A 19,227-nucleotide genomic window follows, 5' to 3' on the forward strand; every position below is an offset into this window, starting at 1 on the left:
CCTTGCCGATGGTCTTATCCGCGTTGTCGCGCGCTTCCTCCATCGCCCGGTCAAAATCGTTGTTGCTCATATCGTTGTTGTTCACGCAACCCCTCCTATGGTGTTGTTCTTGACCCACTCCGCATACGCGCTCGCGGGGTAGCGGACTATTCCGCCTTGCTTCAGGTAGGCCGGGCCGATCCCGGCACTACGCCACTTATCCAGGGTGCTTTTGCTGATCCCGGTCAACTCCGCGAACTCCCTCACCGTGTACAGCCGCCCCAACGGCCCCGTGACACCCACTCGCGCGCTCTCCTATCCGCCGATCTTGGCTCACGCCTCCACCCGTGTTCGATTGCAGAGCAACAGATTCCGCACTTGCGGACCCGCCACGACTCCCGAACCCGAGTGAGCTCAGCTATTCAGTTCTCAATGTGCCGTGTTGCCTTCTCATCCGCCCCGGACGAGGGGCAACACGGCACACACTGCCAGACATACCCAGGTACGTCAACCCGGGTGTGCAACCCAGCATGGATGGTGTAGGTTGATGGCATGACGAAAAGTGACCCCTCAGACAAGTCCACACCTGGTGCCCGCTCGATCTCCGGACCCTCGGTTTCCCAAACGGATGGCCCATGGACTATCGAATACAGCTGGCCCGCCGACACTCCCCAAGGAAACCCGTGGAAGGTGGTCATCGAACCAGCGGCGGGCGCATCCGAGGAAGACCTAGCAGGCGGCATTCCCGCAACCCTGTTGCGGAGGATCAACCTGACGCAGGCAGCCGAGATACGACGGCAGCGGGAACCGGTCTCAGAGGCGCTGAACGAACTGCAATGGAACTACAGGGGTTTTCGGCTTCGCGAACTCCGCGCCGAGGGGATCACAGACCTCTACCTTGCGGTTCTCGCCAACGCCTACGAATTAATTGTCACAGAAGGAAACAAGTCCGTGGTTCCGCGTCTTGGCGAGTTGGTCGGAGCGAGCCAGGAAACCATCAAGATGCATTTGAAGGAGGCCCGGCGACGAGACCTGCTCACGACCGTTCGAGGGCGTGCCGGAGGCCAGGTCACCGAGAAGGCGAAGGAATTTTTGCGACCAGAGCGCAAGCTCATGAGTGAGCGGTTCCAGGAGCGTTTTCCCAAAATTCGAGTTGAGGCCGCGACCGATGACCATCCCATGATCTTCGAACTCGGCGCAGAGTCCGCCTGGTAGTCGACCCTCATCGCCAGAAACACCGAAGAACTACCGAGAGAGAACAAGGAACTTGGCACACATCCAGGCCAAAAACCGCACCAGCGGCCCCCGCAAGGGCCAGAAATACTACATCGTTCGGTGGGTAGACATCCACGGAGAGGAGAAGTCCAAGAGCTTCGACAAGAAGGGCTCGGAGAGCTACCCGGCACCGGGAACAGCGCACGCATTCAAGAAGGAAGTTGAGAACCGGCTCATTACAGGGTCATACACGGACCCGAAGCTTGGTGAGCAGCCCTTTGGCGATCTGTTCTTGAAGTGGGCGAACAGAGCAAAAGCGCCACGCACCAAAGAAGCTCGTATGTCGACATTCGGCAATCTCGGTGTGCTGAAATCAAAACCTGTCGGAAAGATGCACCAGGAGCACCTACGGGAATGGCTAGACGTACTCCGGGAAGGGCGGCCGTGGGCTGATGGGAAGCCGCTCGCAGCAACCACAATCGGACTGGCCTTTCAGCACGTGAAAACCGTCCTGAACCAGGCAGTCAACGATGACATCCTGACCAAGACCCCTGCCCGTGGTGTGGAAGCCCCGTCGAAAGTCAGTGTTGAGAACATCGTGACTCCGGTGAACCTGCTCACCCTCGCGCAAGCCGAAGCGCTCCTGGGTGTTTCCCGCCCGAAACTCCGAACGATGATGCTCGTAGCTATGCAGGCCGGACTACGACCGTCCGAGATTGTTGGGCTCCGATACCGAGACATTGACCTAGGCGCGCGCACTCTCCGAGTCGAGCAGCAGATAGGCAGGGACAGGCTTCCCACGTTCACGCTGAAGACCGAAACCAGCCGCCGCACAGTGCCGCTCCCCGATGAGCTGTACGCGGCTCTCAGCGCCTACTTGAAGAGCTGCGACATGTCCTCTACAGCTCTCATCTTCCCGAGCCGAAACGGTCGGCCCATGAAGGCATCTGAGGTTTGGGAGCAGTTCAAGAATGCGGCAAAACGAGCAGGGTTGCCGGACCGGCTGACGTGGAAGGATTGCCGACACTTCTACGCCTCCAAGCTGATCCAGTACGGGGCATCAGTGAAGGCTGTGCAGCTTCGCCTAGGACATGCCTCCCCAGACATCACATTGAAGGTCTACACGCACCTATGGCCCGGCGAGTTCGAGCGAACCATCGAAGCCGTGAACGCAGCTTGGGAGGGTGTGACCGTCCCGAAGATCAACGCCAACAACAGGGACTCCGCCAGGGCAGCGAAAACCCACTGCATCAACGGGCATCCGTTCGATGACGCAAACTCCTACGTTGACCCGGTCGGCCGGAGGCATTGCCGGGCGTGTAAGCGAGACCGCAAGCGTAGGGATCGGGCGGAATCCGCAGCTGCCTAGGGGGTATGCCCGATCAGGGCTGACAGTTCCCCCGACTCACGGGAATTTCACGGGATTTCGGGCAAACCTAGTGCATGAACAATGCTCTGAACTGGCGGTTCTCGCTGAACCCGTACCCTTCTGCATGAACGGCTGCTGCCCCGGCCGGACCCGGAGCACCGACAGCGGCCGGTCCCGCAATTGCCGCACCAGCCGCTCGCCGACGGCCTCGAGGTAGTCGACCAGATCGCGCTTGGTCGCCTCGGCACCGTCGAACAGTGGCTTGTCGAGATTGGTCAGCGTTACCCCGGCGCGGACCTCTTCACTGCCCATCGGCTCACCTTGCCCGCCACGGACAGCGCGGTCAACCCGGGTGTTTTATACCGGCGGCAACGCAGCGAGCGCATCGACGAAGGTGCGGTGTGCCCCGTTCGCGTGCTGCCCGAGCTGCGGCCATCCCCGGCCGTGTGGTCCGCACAGCTGGGTCCAGACCGCGCGGGTCCGATCGAGCAGTTCGCGCTGCTCGTCGTCGCCGAGCGCCCAGAGGAAGTCCGCGGGAAAGTCCGCGTCGTCCAGCCAGCCCATCGGGTCGATCTTGGCGCCGGGGTCGTACCCGTACGGCATGACGCTGAGATGCAGGTGGGGGCCGGTGGATCCGCCGTTGTTGCCGACGTAGGCGATCAGCTGCCCCGCCTCGACGCGGTCCCCGACGGACAGTCCGGTCGCGCGGGCGTCCCACATGTGGCCGTATTCGCTCACCCCGCCGCCCTCGGCGGTCGGATGGTCGATGACGATCCACTCGCCGTATCCGGACGCGGCGCCGAGATACCGCACCGTGCCGCCCGCACAGGCGTAGATCGGGGTCCCGTCGGGCGCGGGAAAGTCCTGCCCGGTGTGGAAACCGTCCTCGCGCGGGCCGAACGGCGAACCGATCGTGAGTGTTTCTCGGGCGATGGGCCAGTATCGGGTCATGGGTGCCCTCATCTCCGATCCGGATATCGGGAGGAGGGCGCCGAACGTGCTGACTCGGTCCGCTCAGCGGGCCGTGATCGTGGTGGGCAGGGCCGCGAAGCCGCGGTTGTTCGACGCGTGGATGCGGCGCACGCCGTCGGGGTCGATCTCGTAGTCGGCGACCTTGCCGACGATCTCCTCGAGTGCGACGCGCATTTCCAGCTGGCCGAGGTTGGCGCCGAGGCAGTGGTGGCGCCCGCTGCCGAACACCAGGGACGCGCTGGTGTCGCGGTCCAGATCGAACGTGTCGGGGTCGGTGAACACCTCGGGGTCGCGGTTGGCGGAGCCGATCAGCAGCAGCATCCGCGCGCCCGCCGGAATCGTCACCCCGTGCAGCGCGAACTCCTCGGTGGCCGTGCGCAGCGAGGTCTGGCTGGACGGTTCGTAGCGCATCGACTCGGCGATCCAGGCGTCGATCTGCCCGTCGAACGCCTTACGCCGCTGGTCGGGGTGCAGCCAGGCGGTGTGCCAGAGGTTGCCGAGGGTCAGCATGACGGTCTCGATGCCCGCGCCGATCAGCAGGATGAGCACGCTGACGATCTCCTCGGGGGTGAGTCGATCGTCCCCGTCCGCCGCGTCGAGCAGCCCGGAGAGCAGGTCGTCGCGCCGATCCTGGCTGCGTTCGATGGTCAGCTGGGTGTAGTAGCCGATGATCGCGCCGATCGCCTGTATCGCCTCGGGGCGCAGGTCGGTGGTCTCCTCGTCGTTGTACATGATTTCCATGCCGAGCTTGCGCAGCATGTCGCGGTCGCGCGCGGGCACACCGACCAGTTCGGCGATCACCTCGGTCGGGTAAGGCCCCGCGAAATCGGCCATGAAATCGAAGCTGCCGCGCGCCAGCAGGGGGTCCAGCAGCCCGCGAGCGATCTCGCGCAACCGGGTCTCCAGCCCCTGTACCCGGTGCTGGGTGAACGCCCGCGAGACCAGCCCACGCAGTCGGGTGTGTCGGGGCGGGTCCATCGCGACGAAGGAGAACATCTGCTCCGCCTGCGGTCCCCAGAACGCCGGTTCCATCCGGATCGCCCCGTTCGCGTTCGAGAATCGATCCGAATCGCGCAGTGCGGCAAGGACATCCGCGTGGCGGGACAACGCCCAGAAGTCATCGGTATCGTTGCGGTATACCGGCGCCTCGGTACGCAGTCTCGCGTAGTACGGGTACGGGTCGCGGTGTACGTCAAAATCGTATGGGCTGTACTGCAGTGGCATGGCGGAGCCTTCCGGGCGGTGCGACATCACCATCGCTACCGGTTCGCAACTCGAGCTGACATGATGACAATAGTCGAGATGAATTGAGGGCGTTGTGAACTCGGAACCGGTAGCCGCGAAGATCGATGTGTCGAAACCGCATCCGGCGCGCCGGTACGACTACTGGCTGGGCGGCAAGGATAACTTCCCGGCCGATCGGGAGTCGGCCGACATGGTGGCCGAGGCGTTTCCCACCATCCGCCTGGCCGCGCTGGAGAATCGCAGCTTCCTGCGGCGCGCGGTGGCCTACCTGGCCGACGAGGGCGTCCGGCAGTTCCTCGACATCGGCGCCGGCCTGCCCACCGCGGGCAATGTGCACGAGATCGCGCAGAGCATCGCCCCCGAGTCGCGCGTCGTCTACGTGGACAACGACCCGATCGTGCTGGTGCACGCCCGGGCCCTGCTGAACAGCTCACCCGAGGGCGCGACCGCCTATCTCGACGCCGACATCCGCGATCCCGACCGCATCCTCAACCACCCGGACCTGACCCGGGTCCTCGACATGAACCAGCCGGTGGCGCTGATGCTGGTGGCCATCATGCACTTCATGACCGACGACGACGGCCCGTACGAGCTGGTCCGCAAGCTGTGCGACGCACTGCCCTCCGGCAGCTACCTGGTGATGACCCATGCCACCAGCGACCATCTCTCGCCCGACGACCTCGCCGAGACGAACGCGGCCAACAAGCGCAGCGGTGTCCCGTTCCGATTACGGACCACCGAGGAGTTCACCCGCTTCTTCACCGACTTCGATCTGGTCTCACCGGGCATCGGCTCGGTGATGACGTGGCGGCCGGGCGAATGGCGGCCGCACCCGAGGCCGGAGGCGGTCTCCATGCTGGGTGCGGTGGCCCGCATCCCCTGATCACCGGCGGTCGGCGCCGCCTTCGGAGACCCAGCGCTGCACCGCGGTGACGCCGTCGGCACGATCGCCGCGCTGGCGGGTGCCGATGGTCAGCAGCTCGTCGACCGCCGATTCGTCGTCCACGGCGGACGCGGAGGTCATCGTCGCCGCCGCGTCGCCCTCGACGGTCGCGGGCGGCACGACCAGCAGGACCACCCTGCGGTTCTTCACGCCGAGCAGCTCGACCGTGTGCACGGTCCCCTGCCGAATTCCTTCGACCCGCACGGTCTGCCCGGCGATGACGAGTTCACCGGATGTTCTGGCCCATTCGCCGAGTGGATAGGCCACGTGATGGATCGGCCCGATCCGACCGGCAACGGCCGCGAGCAGCGCGGGCAGCTCAGCCGCGAGTTCATCGCTGTGCGGCCACCAGGCACCGTCGACGTACCCGGTCTTCGGCGCTTTCGGCTTCAGCCGCAGGCGCAGCGTCCGTTCACCGACGCGGGTCTTCGTCATGGCCGATCCTCCTGCCTCGGCCTGGTATCGGCCGGGTTGATCCGAATCGGACGGCGCTGCGACCGCCGAATGGCCACCCGAGACTTCTCGGCCCGCCGCAGCGCGGTACGCAGCCCGTTGCGGCCCAGCGGCCGGACAGTATCGGGAGCGTCGAATACCTTGTCGCCATTGAACTTTCGTTCCGAGGCGGTTTCCGGAGCGTCGTCGGACGTGGCGGTCAGCAGGCTGTCCGGCAGCGCCAGTTTGTGGATGGTGCGCAGGGTCAACATGTACTGATGCAGCAGTGACCCACTTGTATAGGGCAGGTCGTACTTGTCGCAGAGCGCCCGCACCCGCAGTGCGATCTCGGCGTACCGGTTGCTCGGCAGGTCGGGGAACAGATGGTGCTCGATCTGGTAGCAGAGGTTTCCGCTGAGGAACGCCAGCATCGGGCCCGCGTCGAAGTTCGCGGTGCCGAGCATCTGCCGTAGGTACCACTCCCCCTTGGTCTCGTCCGCGACCACGGTCGGCTCGAACTTCTCTGCGCCATCAGGGAAGTGGCCGCAGAAGATCACCACGTAGGCCCAGAGGTTGCGCAGCACGTTCGCGCTCGCGTCCGCGGCCAGCGTGCGCCGCCAGCGTCGTCCGCTGATCGCGGGGAAGAGCAGATAGTCCTTGCCGGTCTGCCTGGCGATCTTCCCGAGGAACGCCTTGGTCTGCGCGGCCTTCTCCACCGCGCCCACCGCACGATCGCGTTCGGAATACAGGCCGTGCAGCGCGATGCCCCACTCGAAGGTGGCCGCCAGCAACAGGTTTCGCAGCGGCTGCAGCAGATGTCCCGGCTTCCAGCGCTCGTCGCGGGTCACCCGCATCACGCCGAATCCGATGTCCTCATCCATGCCGAGCACGTTCGTATAGACGTGGTGGCGATAGTTGTGCGAATAGCGCCACTGCGCCGACACACCGGCCATGTCCCACTCCCAGGTGCTGGAGTGGATCTCCGGGTCGTTCATCCAATCCCACTGACCGTGGCAGACGTTGTGGCCGATTTCCATGTTCTCGATGCTCTTGGCCAGCGCCAGCCCGGCGGTCCCCGCGAGCCAGCCGGTGCGGCCGCGGCTGAGTCCGATCGTCAGCCTGGCCGCGGCGTCGAGCGCACGCTGGAACGCGATCGTGCGACGGATGTAGCTCGCGTCGCGGGCACCGCGCTGCTCCTGGATGTCGCGGCGGATCGCATCGAGCTCCAAGCCGAGCGCCTCGACATCCGCCGCGCTCAGGTGCGCATAGGCAGCAACTTCGGTAATCGCCATTCTTGGTGTCCTCGAGTTCCGTTACAGCGTCTGTCTACAGCGTAGGCTTACATCGTTGACAACGCACCCTTTAGCTGGACGGTGTGCTGGATCTAGATGGACGAGGTGCTGGATTCCATGAATCGAATCAGGGCCGGCCCCGGCGACCCCCCGGACGCCGAGGCAGGTCCCCCTGCCCGTAAGAACGGCAGGAACAACCCATTGACCCGGGCCGCGATGCTGGCGGCCGCACTGGAGATCATCGATAGGGACAGCATCGACCAACTGTCGATGCGGCGCCTCGGCGCGGCGCTCGGCCGCGACCCGATGGTGCTGTACCGGCATGCCGAGAACAAGGCCGCGGTGCTCGACGGCGTCGCCGAGATCGTCTTCGCCCAACTGTCGGTCGACGCCACCGACCCCGACTGGCAGCACCAATTGCGCGTCGTCGCACGTGATTTCCGCAGGTTGGCGGTGGCCCATCCGAATGTGGTTCCGCTGCTGGTGACCCACCCGCTGGCGACACCGATCGGGCTGCGGCCGACGGGCACCCTGCGGCCGCTGGAACACATGCTCGAGTTGCTCACCCACGCCGATTTCAGCGGCACGGACGCACTGCATATCTATCGCGCGCTGTTCGGATTCCTCTACGGCCACATCCTCAACGAGTTACAGGAAGTCGTCGAACGACCGGAGGAAACGACCGACCTGCTACGCATGGGTCTCAACCGCCTACCGATCGGCGAATTCCCGCTGCTCCGCAGCCTCGCCTCGGACCTCGCCGCCTACGACGGTCTCGCCGAACTCGAACTCGGCCTGGACATTTTGATGGACGGCCTCAACACAACCATGACACCGATCACGACGCCGCCGAGCGCCGCCGACCGGGACAGCGCTGACCGGGAAGCCGAATCGGTTGCCGCACAGCAGCGTTGGGACTCCGAGGGCGGAGCCGGTTGAGCCGTCAGCCGGGGCCGGGCAGGGTCGCGGCGAGGCCGGTGAGCAGGATGTCGAGTCCACGTTCCAGTTCGAAGGCGCCGTCGTAGGCGGCCAGCACCGGCGCGAGTTCACGCAGCAGCGGGAACTCGGCGATCGGCAGCCGATGCAGCCCAAGCCGCAGCACCTCGTCGGTCTCGTCGGGGCGTTCGACGATCTCCTGCAACTCGTTGAGGACATGGCCGTAGAGAAATCCGAACAGCGCGCGGTAGATATGCAGCGCATCCGCTCCCGCGAAGCCGGCCCGGGTGAGCAGCGCGAGCATGTCCTCGAGCGGCCGGACCACCGACGTGGGGCGCAACCCGAGCGGCGTCGCCAACGGGCGGGTCACCAACAGCGGAACCACCTTCGGATGCGCCAATGCCAGTCCGCGGAAGTCCCGCGCGACCTTGCGCAGCTGAGCGACCCAGTCCGTATCGGTGGGGTCGACCGACAGCTGCGCGAAGACGATCTCGGCGACACCGTCGAGGACCGCGGCCTTGTTCGGCACGTGCCGATAGATCACCATCGGATCCCGGCCGACCGAGTCGGCAAGTCGCCGCATGGACAGCCCGTCCACACCATCGGCGTCGATGATCTCCAGCGCCGCGTCCAACACCGCAGCCCTGGTAACCGGACTCTCGCCCCGCACCGAGGTCACGCCGTCGGCGCGCGAGTTTCCCGATCGAGAGTTACCGCGTTTGGCGGGCGGCTCAGTCATACGAGTAGGCCTCATTCCCTCGGCGTTTTCGGTAGGTTACTGGTGTAGACCTACGACGTTGACACTATGCCACACGCGGTGTCTACTGGAGTCAACCCACAGATCCGAGGATCGCCATGGTCAGGACTCCGCGCGGCCGAAGCCGGAGTGTCAGCACACCAGCTCAGCACCTCACTCCGTCGGCCCGACACCCGGTTCCACCCGAATACACACCCCGATTGCGGTTGAAGCCCAAGGCCGAAAGCGGCGGATACGTCGACGGCGCATGGTGGCCGCACTCCCCCGACCTCACCGCCGAACTGCCGGATCTCCTGGCAGTCCTCACCGTTCGGCTCGGACCGATCTGGCGCGTCGTCTACGACCCGGCGGGTTGGTCGCAGGCACCGCAGCAGCTGACCGTCGGCGATCGGGTGATCCGGCTCGACGCCTATCCCTTCGAAGTGTGGAACACCATGTACATCTTCGGCAGGGACACCGGCATGATCGTGCTGCGCGTCATCCCCTCGGCCACCGATGAAGAGCTCGCGCATGCGGCGCTGATGGCCGCCGTCACCCCCGAACCAGCAGCCCTGAGTTAGGCGCACATCATGAACGTATTCGTCATTCTCGCGGCCGTAGTCGTGCTGGCGCTGATCGCGGCGGCGCTGTCGATTCGCATCGTCACCCAATACGAAAAGGGCGTGCTGTTTCGGCTCGGGCGGGTGATCGCGGTCCGCGAGCCCGGCCTCAACTTCATCATTCCGGTGGTCGATCAGCTGCGGAAGGTGACGATGCGGATCATCACCATGCCGATCCAGTCGCAGGGCATCATCACCCGGGACAACGTCAGCGTCGACATCTCCGCGGTGGCCTACTTCCGCATCGTCGATGCGGAACGATCGGTCGTCGCGATCGAAAACGTCTACGCGGCAATCGATCAGATCGCGCAGACCACGCTGCGCAAGGTCGTCGGACAGCACACCCTCGACCAGGCCCTCGCCGAGACCGACATCATCAACGCGGGCATTCGGGAGATCCTCGATACGACCACCCTGGAATGGGGTGTCGAGGTCACCTTGGTCGAGCTCAAGGACATCCAACTGCCCGAGAGCATGAAGCGGGCCATGGCCCGTCAGGCCGAGGCCGAGCGGGAGAAGCGCGCGAAAATCATTGCCGCCGAGGGTGAATCGATGGCCGCCGCGGCGCTCGGTGACGCCTCCGACACGATGATGGCGCACCCGTTGGCGCTACAGCTGCGCAACTTGCAGACCCTGATCGACCTCGGCGTCGACAAGAACACCGCCGTCGTCTTCCCGGCCCAGCTGATGAGCGCGATCGGCGACGTCGGCACCTTCTTCGCCCGCGAGACCACGGCAGCCACCGCGCTACACGCCGCAACCCAGGCCCGGACCGCGCCGCCGGTACCCAACGGAGCCGCGACCACGTCGGATTGAGGCCGTTCGCGGGATCGGCAAGGTGGTCGACGGCGGGCGCGGTACCGTCCTCAGTTATGACTCCGCCACCTTCCGGACAGCAGTTCTCGATCGGCCGGGGAGACCAACGGGCCGTGATCGTCGAGGTCGGCGGCGGTATCCGGGAGTACCGGGTGGGTGGCCGGGATGTGCTCGAGCCCTACGACGTGCTGGCGATGTCCGACGGCGGTCACGGTGCCGCGTTGATTCCGTGGCCGAATCGGTTGGCGGACGGCAAGTACCGCTTCGACGGCGTCGACCATCAGCTCGCGTTGACCGAACCGGCGAAGCACACCGCGATCCACGGGCTACTGCGCTGGCGGCCGTGGCGGGCGACCGACGCGCAGGAGAACGAGGTCACCATGCGGACCACGCTGCACCCGCGCAAGGGTTACCCGTTCTATCTCGACGTCGCCATCTGCTACGCCCTGTCCGACGACGGCCTGACCGTCACCACCACCGCGACCAATCTCGGCGACACCGCGGCGCCGTACGGCTGCGGCCAGCACCCGTACCTCTCGCCGGGGAACGGCCGGATCGATGACGCGATCCTGCATTTCGACGCCGCGACCCGGATTGTCACCGACCCCGACCGCCAGCTCCCGGTCGGCACCGAGCCCGTCCGCGGCACGTCATTCGACTTCGCCACACCGAAACCGCTGGGCGCGTTGACGATCGATCAACCGTTCACCGACCTGGCCCGCGACGACGCCGGACGAGCCTGGGTTCGGTTGCAGGGCAACGACGGCGCCGTCGCCGAGCTCTGGGCGGACGACTCCTATTCGGTCATCCAACTGTTCACCGCCGACACCCTCGCACCGGCACGCCAGCGCACCGGCCTCGCCGTCGAGCCGATGACCTGCCCGCCCAACGCCTTTCAGAGCGGCGACGGCCTGATCCGGCTGACCCCGGGCGCGACCGTGCAGACCAGCTGGGGCGCCCGGCTCACTCGTCCCTGACCAGACGAATTACGGCTTGCCCCGGGTACTGATACCAGTCCACCCACCACCCGGCGGGCACCACCGAGCCCCTGGCGTTTTGGATGATCAACGTGGGCGTAGGCACAAAGTTGGTGGGCGCCAACGGACCCGGCTCCAGGGCCAGCGATCCGACCACTCGGAAGGTGGGATCGAGCGCGCGGAATCGCGGCGCGATGTTCGAGGCAAGCAATGCGCTACCGGCACCGGCCGACTGACCGGCCAACAGGATTCGACTGAAATCGACCTTCCCGGCCAGCGGCGAGGCCGGATCGAGGTCGCGCTCTTTCAGCCCACCCAGTCCGACGAACTGCATCTCCGACAGGGTGTTGAGGTAGTCGAAGGAGACCGCGACGATGAAACCGTAACTGGCCCACTGCTTCAGCATCGCGTCGTAGAACCCCGGGTCGGCGAGGATGCCGGGGGTGAACACGACCGCGGGCGCCTTGCCCAGCCGATCGATATCGGCGGGATAGTAGTACTCGACACCCACCGGCGATCCGGATCCGAACGGGAATGTGCCCTGACAGCGCCGCGGCACGACCATGTTTTCACCGCTCAACGCCCCAGGTCCAGGGCAAGTCACCGTGGCGGCCGTCTGCTCTACCTGGTGCGATCCCATCCCGCCGAACAGGGTGTCCAGATCTTGCGGATCAGGATCGGCGTTCGCGACCGACGCCACGACTGCCGTCCCGGCCGACATCAAAATGACTACTCCCAGAACAAATCTGGACAGACGCGGTAGCGCAGCGTGTCGAACATCCATCGTACTGATACCTCGTCCGAGAGAAAAAGCTGAGGCGTCACGTTATGGCCAGAATTCAAGACGCGTCAACAAAGGAAAGGGTTGTTCACGCGGTAATAGTTGTCACAAACCGGCCCCTTGCTGACCGCCCGTTATTCACCGTCTGGACACTCGATTACGCCGCCACCCCGACCGGACGGCTCCAGCAAAATCGCCGACGCCGGAAGCAATAGCCTACCCAATTCTCGAAATTGCAAAGTGAAAATCCGTAAACCGCTTTACCCAGCGCAGACTCCGTAGTAATCGACGCCGAAAAGGCGTAGGCTGAATTCGCTGCTCCAGCCCATGGTGACATCCGATTGACGTCCACTGCTGGCAGATGATCCACAGTATGGATATGTATTCGCAAATGTCAGTGCTTCATAACCGGCGCCAAGACGTTCCACAGCGATGATGGCCACGCTATGCGGCCATCCGTAACAGCCTCGGTAGCAACGGATTACATATGACAGCCCGAACTCGGCGACAGCCATGCCCGACGCGGAGTTCCGATCTCCACAAACCGCTGACGAAACCGGCGAAGTAATTGGCTTGCCCATAAACGGCGAGCCGGTGAATGCGCCGTGACGCGCTGCCCATTCGCCTTATTTCTCTCCGCAGCGGAGCAATCGAGAAACACGCGCCACCAAGACCGATTCATATCGGCCGCAGCGCATCAGCAATATAGGAGCATAATCATGACCAGCAATCGCACCGCACGCACTCGTATCGCCGCCCTCTTCGGCGGCCTCGTCCTGACCGCAGGCGCCATGATCGCCATTGCCCCACCGGCTTTCGCCGCCTGCAATGCCATGAACGGCGCCAACGGCGCCCCCGGCACGGCCTCGATGCCAGCAGGTGGCGTCGGCGGCAACGGCAGCGCAGGCACTGCGAACTGCCCAGGCGGCACCGGCGGTAACGGCGGCGCGGGATTCGGCGGCGGCGCAGGCGGCGCGGGCGGGATCGGCGGCAACGGCGGACTCGGCGTCCTCGGTTCGGGTGGCGCAGGTGGCCTCGGCGGACTCGGCGGCCCCAATGGCGGCTCCGGCGGGGCAGGTGGCGCGGGCGGCAACGGCGGTGCCGGCGCTACCGGCGGGTCGGGCACGGCAGGCGCGCCCGGCGGCGCGGGCGGCCTCGGCGGTAACGCGGTGTCCGTCGATACCGGCGGACGCGGCGGTAGGGCAGGCAACGGCGGCAACGCTTCCGGCGCAACCAACAACGGCGGTGCGGGCGCACGCGGCGGCAACGGCGGCAGCGGCGTCCTCGGCACCGGCGGGGCAGGCGGCGATGGCGGCAACGGCGGGGCCAAGACCGGCACCGGCACTCTCGGCGCTTGCGGCAACGGCGGCAGCGGTGGCGCGGGCCTCGTCGCAGGCGCACCCGGCACAGGCGGCAGCGGCAGCGGCTCCTGCTGATCCGGCACGAACCGGCCGCATAGCCGAGCCGATTGCCCTTCCGCCCAACACGTTTCAGACCAGGTCCGCACGACCGCCCCGGCGCGACCGTGCGGACCCGCTGGGCACACGATCGACTCGCCCGTGACTCGTGCTACTCCGATTTCTGGACCGTGGTGACGTACCCAGGCGCGGACTCGGCGACGACAACCGCGTTGCCGCCGAGTTGCTTTGCCCGATACATCGCCGAGTCCGCGCGCCGGAACAGGCTCCGATAGATCGAACCGGTGCGCGGATCGGCGTCGCGCACCGGGTCGGCGACCGCCACCCCGACGCTGGCGGTGATCGTGATCGGCAGACCGGCCATCGTCTCGATCGCGTCGCGCAGCCGCTCGGCGACGGCGCCGACGGCCCCGTCCGCCAGCCAACCGACGACGACGAACTCGTCACCGCCGGTGCGCGCCGCGACGGCGCCGGGTGGCCCGGCGGCGCGCAGGCAGCGGGCGGTCCGTACCAGCACCTCGTCGCCGAACGCATGCCCGATGTTGTCGTTGACGGATTTGAATCGATCCAGGTCGAACAGCACCACATACACCGCACGATCGGCGGTCGAACTCGCCAGGTTCGCCAGGTGGACGTCGAGGCCGCGCCGATTCAGCAGCATGGTCAGCGGATCCGACAGCGCGTCCAGCCGCAGCAGCCAGTGCGAGAACTGCACGATGGGGAGCACCACGCAGGCCACCGCGATGTTGGCGAACGCGACACCGACACCGAGCGCGAGGTCGCCGGTAGCGTGCGGATTCTCCCCCGGCCAGCCGATCACCAGCAGGGTCGCGACCAGCACGATCGACAGCACCGACCAGCCGATATGCACGGCCAGTATCCGTAGCCCGTGGAAGATCGTCACATAACCGCCGGTGGTCACCAGCAGGACGATCCCGAGTGCCCCGAGCAGACGATCCTGGACCATCACGTTGTTGGCGGTGACCGCGAGGTCCACCACCGCGACCCATACCAGTGACTCCGCCGCACTCGGCCACGGCAGCAACCACCAGCGCAACGTCCAGAGCCCCGCCAGCGTCGCCGCGATGATTGCTTGCGTCACCCCTAATGTCCCGGACTGGCCCGCATGCGAAACCAAGGCCAGCACCGTGATCACCACCATCACGAGGCCGCCCGAGCCGACCATGATCTTCATCGGTGCGAGCGCGGATCGAGCGCGGAACGTGGCGACCACCCAGCGGTAGTCGACCCGGTCGCGCCACCATGCCTGAAGGATCGGCCGAACGTCACCCATCGAGTCACCGCCTTGTGTCGGCCCGGTGTCGGCATCGTGCCGTCGGCCGGTTGGGCCTACCGCCCGCATAACTTGCGCAATAGCTGACGATTAACTGTAACCGAGGGTTGCGCTGGTTCGGGTCCGTGCGCCTGCGCACCTATCCGCTACCGGTGGGCCGCGGCTGCGCGCTGTTATCGTCGATAACGCCCGCGCCGGGCGGAGGGACCGCGCGCAGCAGCACCCCTGCCGACGAGGATGGTCTCTTGAAATACGTGCCCCGCGTTGCCCTGTTTCTGGCGATCCCCGCCATCCTGTTCCTGGTCCCGTGGTGGACCCTGGTCGGCGCGCCCACCGAGGGCACCGGCCCGCTGTTCTGGCTCGGCACCGCGGTGTTCGTACTCGCCTTCGTCGGCCTGCCCGCGGCGATGTTCCTCGGACACGGACCCGCGCAATCGGATGCCGCGTCCATCGTGGGCGACACGCTGCTCGGCGTGGCCTGGGTGGTGTTCAGCTGGTCGGTGATCGGCAACGTCGTCGGGTTGGGGCTGACCGTTGGGGGCGTGCACGATCCGGCCCGCTCGCGCATCGTCGCGACGGGCGTGTTCGCGGTCTCGGTCGCCCTGGTGGTCTGGGGAATCATCGAAGCACGGCGGGTGCCGCGGGTGCGCACGGTCGACGTGTCGATCCCCGGGCTCGGACTCGGCCTCGACGGACTGCGCCTGGTTGTCGTCACCGACACGCACTTCGCCGCGCTGGATCGACTGCGCTGGTCGGAGAAGGTCGTCGCGGTCGTGAACGAACAGCGTCCCGATATCGCCTGTCACGCAGGCGATCTCGCGGACGGCTCGGTCGCGAAACGGCACCCGCAGGTCGACCCGCTCGGCAAGGTCGAGGCGCCACTGGGCCGGTTCTACATCACCGGCAACCACGAGTACTTCGGCGACGCACAGGGCTGGATCGACCACATGGCCTCGATCGGCTGGCAGCCACTGCACAACCAACACCAGACGGTGAACCGCGGCGGCGACCGACTGGTCATCGCGGGCATCGACGACCCCACCGGCGTCGGCCTGCCCGGCCACGGCCCCGACCTACCCACCGCCCTCGCCGGTGCCGACCCGCAGCTGCCGGTGGTGCTGCTGGCCCACCAGCCCAAGCAGATCACCGCCGCCGCGGCCGCCGGAGTCGCGCTGCAGATCTCCGGCCACACCCACGGCGGCCAGATCTGGCCGTTCCACTACCTCGTCCGCCTCGACCAACCCGTCGTCGCAGGCCTGAGCCGCCACGGCGACCGCACCCAGCTCTACACCAGCCGCGGCACCGGCTTCTGGGGCCCCCAACTGCGCGTCTTCGTCCCCAGCGAGGTCACCGTCCTGGTCCTGCGCACAGCCCCCGCCAGCGAATAGCCCTGTCCCGATTGTCCCGATGACGCGGAAACCGAGCCAAGATCGGTTCCGCGTCTTAAACTCCCCTCCACCACTGCACTCCCTCGGCAGGTTCGGTGAGTTGGGTTGCGGGGTATCGCGTTTCAGGAGGCAAAATGGGCAGGTTGTCGCAGACCCTCACCGCTGCCGGTGTTCTCGTACTGGCCGTCGCGGCGTGCGGTAGTCCGCCGTCCGAGCAGGGCAAGAACGGCGAAGCGGGCGCCAAGGACTTCAAGGCCTGCATGGTCTCGGACTCCGGCAGGTTCGACGACAAGTCGTTCAACCAGACCTCCTTCAAGGGGGTCACCGACGCGGTCGCCGCACTCGGCATCTCGAAGGCCCAGCTGGAGTCGAAGTCGGACAACGACTATCCGACCAACATCAACACGATGGTCCGGCAGAAGTGCAACATCATCGTGACGATCGGCTTCAAGCAGGGCGACGCCACCTACGCCGCGGCCAAGGCCAACCCAGACATCAACTTCGCGATCGTCGACTACGCCTACACCGACACCGCGAAGAACCCGCCGCTGCCGAACCTGCAGGGGCTGACCTTCAACTCCGCCCAGCCGTCGTTCCTGGCCGGCTATCTGGCCGCGGCCCAGACGAAGACCGGCAAGGTCGGCACCTTCGGCGGGATCAACATCCCTACCGTCGCCATCTTCATGGACGGCTTCGCCGAGGGCATCGCCTACTACAACAAGGCGAAGGGCAAGCAGGTCCAGCTGCTCGGCTGGGACGAGGCCACCCAGCAGGGTGTGATCACCAACGACTTCCAGGACAAGAACATCGGCAAGACCAAGGCCAATGATCTGATCAGCCAGGGCGCCGACATCATTCTCCCGGTGGCGGGTCCGGCAGGCCTCGGCGCCTTGGAGGCCGCGCACTCCTCCGGCGGCAAGGTCACCGCGATCTGGGTCGACACCGACGGCTGCGTGAGCGCCGCCGAGTACTGTTCGTCGCTGCTGAGCAGCGTGGAGAAGTTGATGGATGTCGCAGTGACGAAGACGATCACCGAGGCCTACAACAAACAGTTCAGCAATCAGGCCTACGTCGGCACCTTGGCGAACAAGGGCGTCAGCCTGGCCCCGTACCACGAGTTCGACGCCACCATCCCGGCTGAGCTGAAGAGCGAAATCACCGCGCTCACAGCCGATATCGCGAGCGGAAAGATCACCCTCACGTCGAAGGCCCAGCCCGCAGCCAAGTGAGCCGCGGCCGTCAATCACGGGAGCGATATGCGGCTCGAATTACGCGGTCTCACCAAACGATTCGGCTCACGGTACTCACCCACCCCGCCGGCTTCGCCGGCTGCCGTCCCCGTGCTGGCCAACGACCACATCGACCTGGTGGTCGAACCGGGCGAAATCCATTGCCTGCTCGGCGAAAACGGCGCGGGCAAGAGCACGCTGATGAACATGCTCTACGGGCTGCTACAGCCTGACGAGGGCGAGATCCTTCTAGACGGCAAGGCAGTCACCTGCCTGTCGCCCAGTGATGCCATCGCCGCCGGAATCGGCATGGTGCACCAGCATTTCATGCTGGTCCCGGTGTTCACCGTCGCGGAGAACATCATCCTCGGCCGGGAACCGACCAAGGGTTTCGCCGTGCTCGATCGGGCCGCGGCCCGCACGCAGGTGCGGGAGGTGTCGCAACGCTACGGGTTTCCGGTGAACCCGGACGCGCTGGTGGCCGACCTCTCGGTGGGCGAGCAGCAGCGGGTGGAGATTCTGAAGGCGTTGGCCAACAACGTCGAAGTGCTGATTCTGGACGAACCGACCGCCGTGCTCACCCCGCAGGAGATCGATGAACTGATCGAGGTGCTGCGCTCCATCGCCGCGAACGGCACCTCGATCATCTTCATCACGCACAAGCTGAAGGAAGTCACCCGGATCGCCGACCGGATCACCGTCATCCGCCGCGGCACGGTGGTCGGCACCGTCGAACCGGCCACGCCCGAAGCCGAACTCGCGGAACTGATGGTCGGCCGGTCGGTCGAACTGGTGGTCGCCAAGACACCTGCCGCGCCGACCGGACCCACCCTGGTCGTCACCGATCTGACGGTGGTGGACGCGGCCGGATCCGTGGTCGTCGACGAGGTGTCCTTCCGCGTCGACGGCGGCGAAATCGTCGGCATCGCAGGCGTTGTCGGCAACGGCCAGTCGGAACTGGTCAGCGCGCTACTCGGACTACGGACGCCGGTGGCGGGCACCGTCACCGTGGGCGGCTGGGAAGTCGTCGGCCGATCGCCGCGGCAGCACCTCGACGCCGGAATCGGTTATGTGCCCGAGGATCGTTCGCACGACGGCTGCATCGGCACGTTCAGCGTCGCCGAGAACCTGGTGCTGGATCTGATCGACCGGCCGGAGTTCTCCCGGCACGGCGTGCTGTCCCAGTCCGCGGTGAAACGCAATGCCGCACAACGGGTCGAGGAGTTCGACATCCGTGTCCGCTCCACCGCGGATCCGGTGAGCACCCTGTCGGGCGGCAATCAGCAGAAGGTCGTCCTGGCCCGGGAGCTGTCCCGGCCGCTGGAGGTGCTCATCGCCGGTCAACCCACCCGCGGCCTGGACGTCGGATCGATCGAGTTCGTGCACAAACGCATTGTCCGCGAACGTGATCAGGGCACCGCGGTGCTGATCGTCTCCACCGAACTCGACGAGATCTACGCGCTCTCGGACCGGATCATCGTCATGTATCGCGGTCGGATCGTCGGCATCGTTGGGCCGGACACCCCACGCGATCAGCTCGGCCTGATGATGGCGGGCGCGCAGCCGGGGAGGGACATTGGCTAAA

Annotated in this window: 20 protein-coding genes; 11 read left to right on the top strand and 9 right to left on the bottom strand. The window is 66.0% G+C overall.

Annotated elements, in window-relative coordinates; translation table 11 throughout:
- Nucleotides 1-81 precede the first annotated feature (81 nt).
- Nucleotides 82-282, bottom strand: coding sequence for a helix-turn-helix transcriptional regulator (locus ACQPW1_RS38375; RefSeq protein ID WP_433657554.1), 201 nt, complete (start codon nucleotides 280-282; stop codon nucleotides 82-84).
- Between the two features lie 249 nt (nucleotides 283-531).
- On the opposite strand from ACQPW1_RS38375, the gene ACQPW1_RS38380 reads away from it, so the two are divergent.
- Both ACQPW1_RS38380 and ACQPW1_RS38385 read left to right on the top strand, forming a co-directional pair.
- Nucleotides 532-1,194, top strand: coding sequence for a hypothetical protein (locus tag ACQPW1_RS38380; RefSeq protein ID WP_433657556.1), 663 nt, complete (start codon nucleotides 532-534; stop codon nucleotides 1,192-1,194).
- A 52-nt stretch (nucleotides 1,195-1,246) separates the two neighbouring features.
- A complete protein-coding gene (locus ACQPW1_RS38385) occupies nucleotides 1,247-2,563 on the top strand; it encodes a tyrosine-type recombinase/integrase (RefSeq protein ID WP_433657558.1) in 1,317 nt (438 codons plus the stop codon).
- A 36-nt stretch (nucleotides 2,564-2,599) separates the two neighbouring features.
- On the opposite strand, the gene ACQPW1_RS38390 is transcribed toward ACQPW1_RS38385, so the two are convergent.
- From ACQPW1_RS38390 to ACQPW1_RS38400, 3 genes are all read right to left on the bottom strand, one after another.
- Entirely contained in the window at nucleotides 2,600-2,875 is a 276-nt protein-coding gene (locus ACQPW1_RS38390) for a hypothetical protein (RefSeq protein WP_433657560.1), read from the bottom strand.
- Between the two features lie 45 nt (nucleotides 2,876-2,920).
- Nucleotides 2,921-3,514: a M23 family metallopeptidase gene (locus ACQPW1_RS38395; protein ID WP_433657562.1), complete on the bottom strand. Its 594-nt coding sequence runs from the start codon at nucleotides 3,512-3,514 to the stop codon at nucleotides 2,921-2,923.
- 63 nt (nucleotides 3,515-3,577) lie between these two features.
- Entirely contained in the window at nucleotides 3,578-4,759 is a 1,182-nt protein-coding gene (locus ACQPW1_RS38400) for a cytochrome P450 (RefSeq protein ID WP_433657564.1), read from the bottom strand.
- A gap of 94 nt (nucleotides 4,760-4,853) precedes the next feature.
- Between ACQPW1_RS38400 and ACQPW1_RS38405 the strand changes: the two genes are divergently transcribed.
- Nucleotides 4,854-5,663: an SAM-dependent methyltransferase gene (locus ACQPW1_RS38405; RefSeq protein WP_433657566.1), complete on the top strand. Its 810-nt coding sequence runs from the start codon at nucleotides 4,854-4,856 to the stop codon at nucleotides 5,661-5,663.
- On the opposite strand, the gene ACQPW1_RS38410 is transcribed toward ACQPW1_RS38405, so the two are convergent.
- Together ACQPW1_RS38410 and ACQPW1_RS38415 are read right to left on the bottom strand one after the other, a co-directional pair.
- On the bottom strand, nucleotides 5,664-6,158 hold the full coding sequence (locus ACQPW1_RS38410) for a DUF5994 family protein (protein WP_433657568.1): 495 nt from the start codon (nucleotides 6,156-6,158) through the stop codon (nucleotides 5,664-5,666).
- Nucleotides 6,155-7,447: a fatty acid desaturase family protein gene (locus ACQPW1_RS38415; RefSeq protein WP_433657570.1), complete on the bottom strand. Its 1,293-nt coding sequence runs from the start codon at nucleotides 7,445-7,447 to the stop codon at nucleotides 6,155-6,157. Before ACQPW1_RS38415 ends, ACQPW1_RS38410 begins: the two co-directional genes overlap by 4 nt.
- 117 nt (nucleotides 7,448-7,564) lie before the next feature.
- Between ACQPW1_RS38415 and ACQPW1_RS38420 the strand changes: the two genes are divergently transcribed.
- A complete protein-coding gene (locus ACQPW1_RS38420) occupies nucleotides 7,565-8,386 on the top strand; it encodes a TetR/AcrR family transcriptional regulator C-terminal domain-containing protein (RefSeq protein WP_433657572.1) in 822 nt (273 codons plus the stop codon).
- A gap of 4 nt (nucleotides 8,387-8,390) precedes the next feature.
- Here ACQPW1_RS38420 and ACQPW1_RS38425 read toward each other — a convergent pair whose 3' ends face one another.
- Nucleotides 8,391-9,122, bottom strand: a complete 732-nt coding sequence (locus ACQPW1_RS38425; RefSeq protein WP_433657574.1) for a TetR/AcrR family transcriptional regulator C-terminal domain-containing protein — start codon at nucleotides 9,120-9,122, stop codon at nucleotides 8,391-8,393.
- A gap of 218 nt (nucleotides 9,123-9,340) precedes the next feature.
- Here ACQPW1_RS38425 and ACQPW1_RS38430 point away from each other — a divergent pair, with 218 nt between their 5' ends.
- From ACQPW1_RS38430 to ACQPW1_RS38440, 3 genes are read left to right on the top strand one after another with little or no spacing between them, the layout of a single operon-like run.
- Nucleotides 9,341-9,700 (top strand): DUF5994 family protein, encoded by a 360-nt coding sequence (locus ACQPW1_RS38430; RefSeq protein ID WP_433657576.1) that lies wholly within the window; start codon nucleotides 9,341-9,343, stop codon nucleotides 9,698-9,700.
- A gap of 9 nt (nucleotides 9,701-9,709) precedes the next feature.
- Nucleotides 9,710-10,555 (top strand): SPFH domain-containing protein, encoded by an 846-nt coding sequence (locus tag ACQPW1_RS38435; protein WP_433657578.1) that lies wholly within the window; start codon nucleotides 9,710-9,712, stop codon nucleotides 10,553-10,555.
- 56 nt (nucleotides 10,556-10,611) lie between these two features.
- On the top strand, nucleotides 10,612-11,532 hold the full coding sequence (locus ACQPW1_RS38440) for an aldose 1-epimerase family protein (protein WP_433657580.1): 921 nt from the start codon (nucleotides 10,612-10,614) through the stop codon (nucleotides 11,530-11,532).
- Here ACQPW1_RS38440 and ACQPW1_RS38445 read toward each other — a convergent pair.
- On the bottom strand, nucleotides 11,519-12,253 hold the full coding sequence (locus ACQPW1_RS38445) for a hypothetical protein (RefSeq protein WP_433657582.1): 735 nt from the start codon (nucleotides 12,251-12,253) through the stop codon (nucleotides 11,519-11,521). The two genes, ACQPW1_RS38440 and ACQPW1_RS38445, sit on opposite strands and share 14 nt — an antisense overlap.
- A gap of 779 nt (nucleotides 12,254-13,032) precedes the next feature.
- Between ACQPW1_RS38445 and ACQPW1_RS38450 the strand changes: the two genes are divergently transcribed.
- A complete protein-coding gene (locus ACQPW1_RS38450; protein WP_433657584.1) occupies nucleotides 13,033-13,749 on the top strand; it encodes a hypothetical protein in 717 nt (238 codons plus the stop codon).
- Nucleotides 13,750-13,882: 133 nt separating this feature from the next.
- Here the strand turns inward: ACQPW1_RS38450 and ACQPW1_RS38455 are convergent, their stop codons facing one another.
- The gene (locus tag ACQPW1_RS38455; RefSeq protein ID WP_433657586.1) at nucleotides 13,883-15,025 is read right to left on the bottom strand and encodes a diguanylate cyclase domain-containing protein; all 1,143 of its coding nucleotides are present in this window, start codon (nucleotides 15,023-15,025) and stop codon (nucleotides 13,883-13,885) included.
- A gap of 245 nt (nucleotides 15,026-15,270) precedes the next feature.
- Here ACQPW1_RS38455 and ACQPW1_RS38460 point away from each other — a divergent pair, with 245 nt between their 5' ends.
- From ACQPW1_RS38460 to ACQPW1_RS38470, 3 genes are all read left to right on the top strand, one after another.
- On the top strand, nucleotides 15,271-16,413 hold the full coding sequence (locus ACQPW1_RS38460) for a metallophosphoesterase (protein WP_433657588.1): 1,143 nt from the start codon (nucleotides 15,271-15,273) through the stop codon (nucleotides 16,411-16,413).
- 134 nt (nucleotides 16,414-16,547) lie between these two features.
- Nucleotides 16,548-17,642, top strand: a complete 1,095-nt coding sequence (locus tag ACQPW1_RS38465; RefSeq protein WP_433657590.1) for a BMP family lipoprotein — start codon at nucleotides 16,548-16,550, stop codon at nucleotides 17,640-17,642.
- A gap of 27 nt (nucleotides 17,643-17,669) precedes the next feature.
- The gene (locus tag ACQPW1_RS38470) at nucleotides 17,670-19,226 is read left to right on the top strand and encodes an ABC transporter ATP-binding protein (RefSeq protein WP_433657592.1); all 1,557 of its coding nucleotides are present in this window, start codon (nucleotides 17,670-17,672) and stop codon (nucleotides 19,224-19,226) included.
- The last annotated feature ends 1 nt before the right edge of the window (nucleotide 19,227 follow it).

Source organism: Nocardia sp. CA-128927, from assembly GCF_050955855.1.
In the GTDB taxonomy this organism is placed as follows: domain Bacteria; phylum Actinomycetota; class Actinomycetes; order Mycobacteriales; family Mycobacteriaceae; genus Nocardia.

Excerpts from the sequence above, each read along its gene's own strand:
- ACQPW1_RS38380 (WP_433657556.1), top strand. The coding sequence starts at position 532 with ATGACGAAAAGTGACCCCTCAGACAAGTCCACACCTGGTGCCCGCTCG.
- ACQPW1_RS38390 (WP_433657560.1), bottom strand. The coding sequence starts at position 2,875 with ATGGGCAGTGAAGAGGTCCGCGCCGGGGTAACGCTGACCAATCTCGAC.
- ACQPW1_RS38395 (WP_433657562.1), bottom strand. The coding sequence starts at position 3,514 with ATGACCCGATACTGGCCCATCGCCCGAGAAACACTCACGATCGGTTCG.
- ACQPW1_RS38400 (WP_433657564.1), bottom strand. The coding sequence starts at position 4,759 with ATGCCACTGCAGTACAGCCCATACGATTTTGACGTACACCGCGACCCG.
- ACQPW1_RS38410 (WP_433657568.1), bottom strand. The coding sequence starts at position 6,158 with ATGACGAAGACCCGCGTCGGTGAACGGACGCTGCGCCTGCGGCTGAAG.
- ACQPW1_RS38415 (WP_433657570.1), bottom strand. The coding sequence starts at position 7,447 with ATGGCGATTACCGAAGTTGCTGCCTATGCGCACCTGAGCGCGGCGGAT.
- ACQPW1_RS38420 (WP_433657572.1), top strand. The coding sequence starts at position 7,565 with ATGAATCGAATCAGGGCCGGCCCCGGCGACCCCCCGGACGCCGAGGCA.
- ACQPW1_RS38425 (WP_433657574.1), bottom strand. The coding sequence starts at position 9,122 with ATGACTGAGCCGCCCGCCAAACGCGGTAACTCTCGATCGGGAAACTCG.
- ACQPW1_RS38435 (WP_433657578.1), top strand. The coding sequence starts at position 9,710 with ATGAACGTATTCGTCATTCTCGCGGCCGTAGTCGTGCTGGCGCTGATC.
- ACQPW1_RS38440 (WP_433657580.1), top strand. The coding sequence starts at position 10,612 with ATGACTCCGCCACCTTCCGGACAGCAGTTCTCGATCGGCCGGGGAGAC.
- ACQPW1_RS38445 (WP_433657582.1), bottom strand. The coding sequence starts at position 12,253 with ATGTCGGCCGGGACGGCAGTCGTGGCGTCGGTCGCGAACGCCGATCCT.
- ACQPW1_RS38450 (WP_433657584.1), top strand. The coding sequence starts at position 13,033 with ATGACCAGCAATCGCACCGCACGCACTCGTATCGCCGCCCTCTTCGGC.
- ACQPW1_RS38455 (WP_433657586.1), bottom strand. The coding sequence starts at position 15,025 with ATGGGTGACGTTCGGCCGATCCTTCAGGCATGGTGGCGCGACCGGGTC.
- ACQPW1_RS38465 (WP_433657590.1), top strand. The coding sequence starts at position 16,548 with ATGGGCAGGTTGTCGCAGACCCTCACCGCTGCCGGTGTTCTCGTACTG.
- ACQPW1_RS38470 (WP_433657592.1), top strand. The coding sequence starts at position 17,670 with ATGCGGCTCGAATTACGCGGTCTCACCAAACGATTCGGCTCACGGTAC.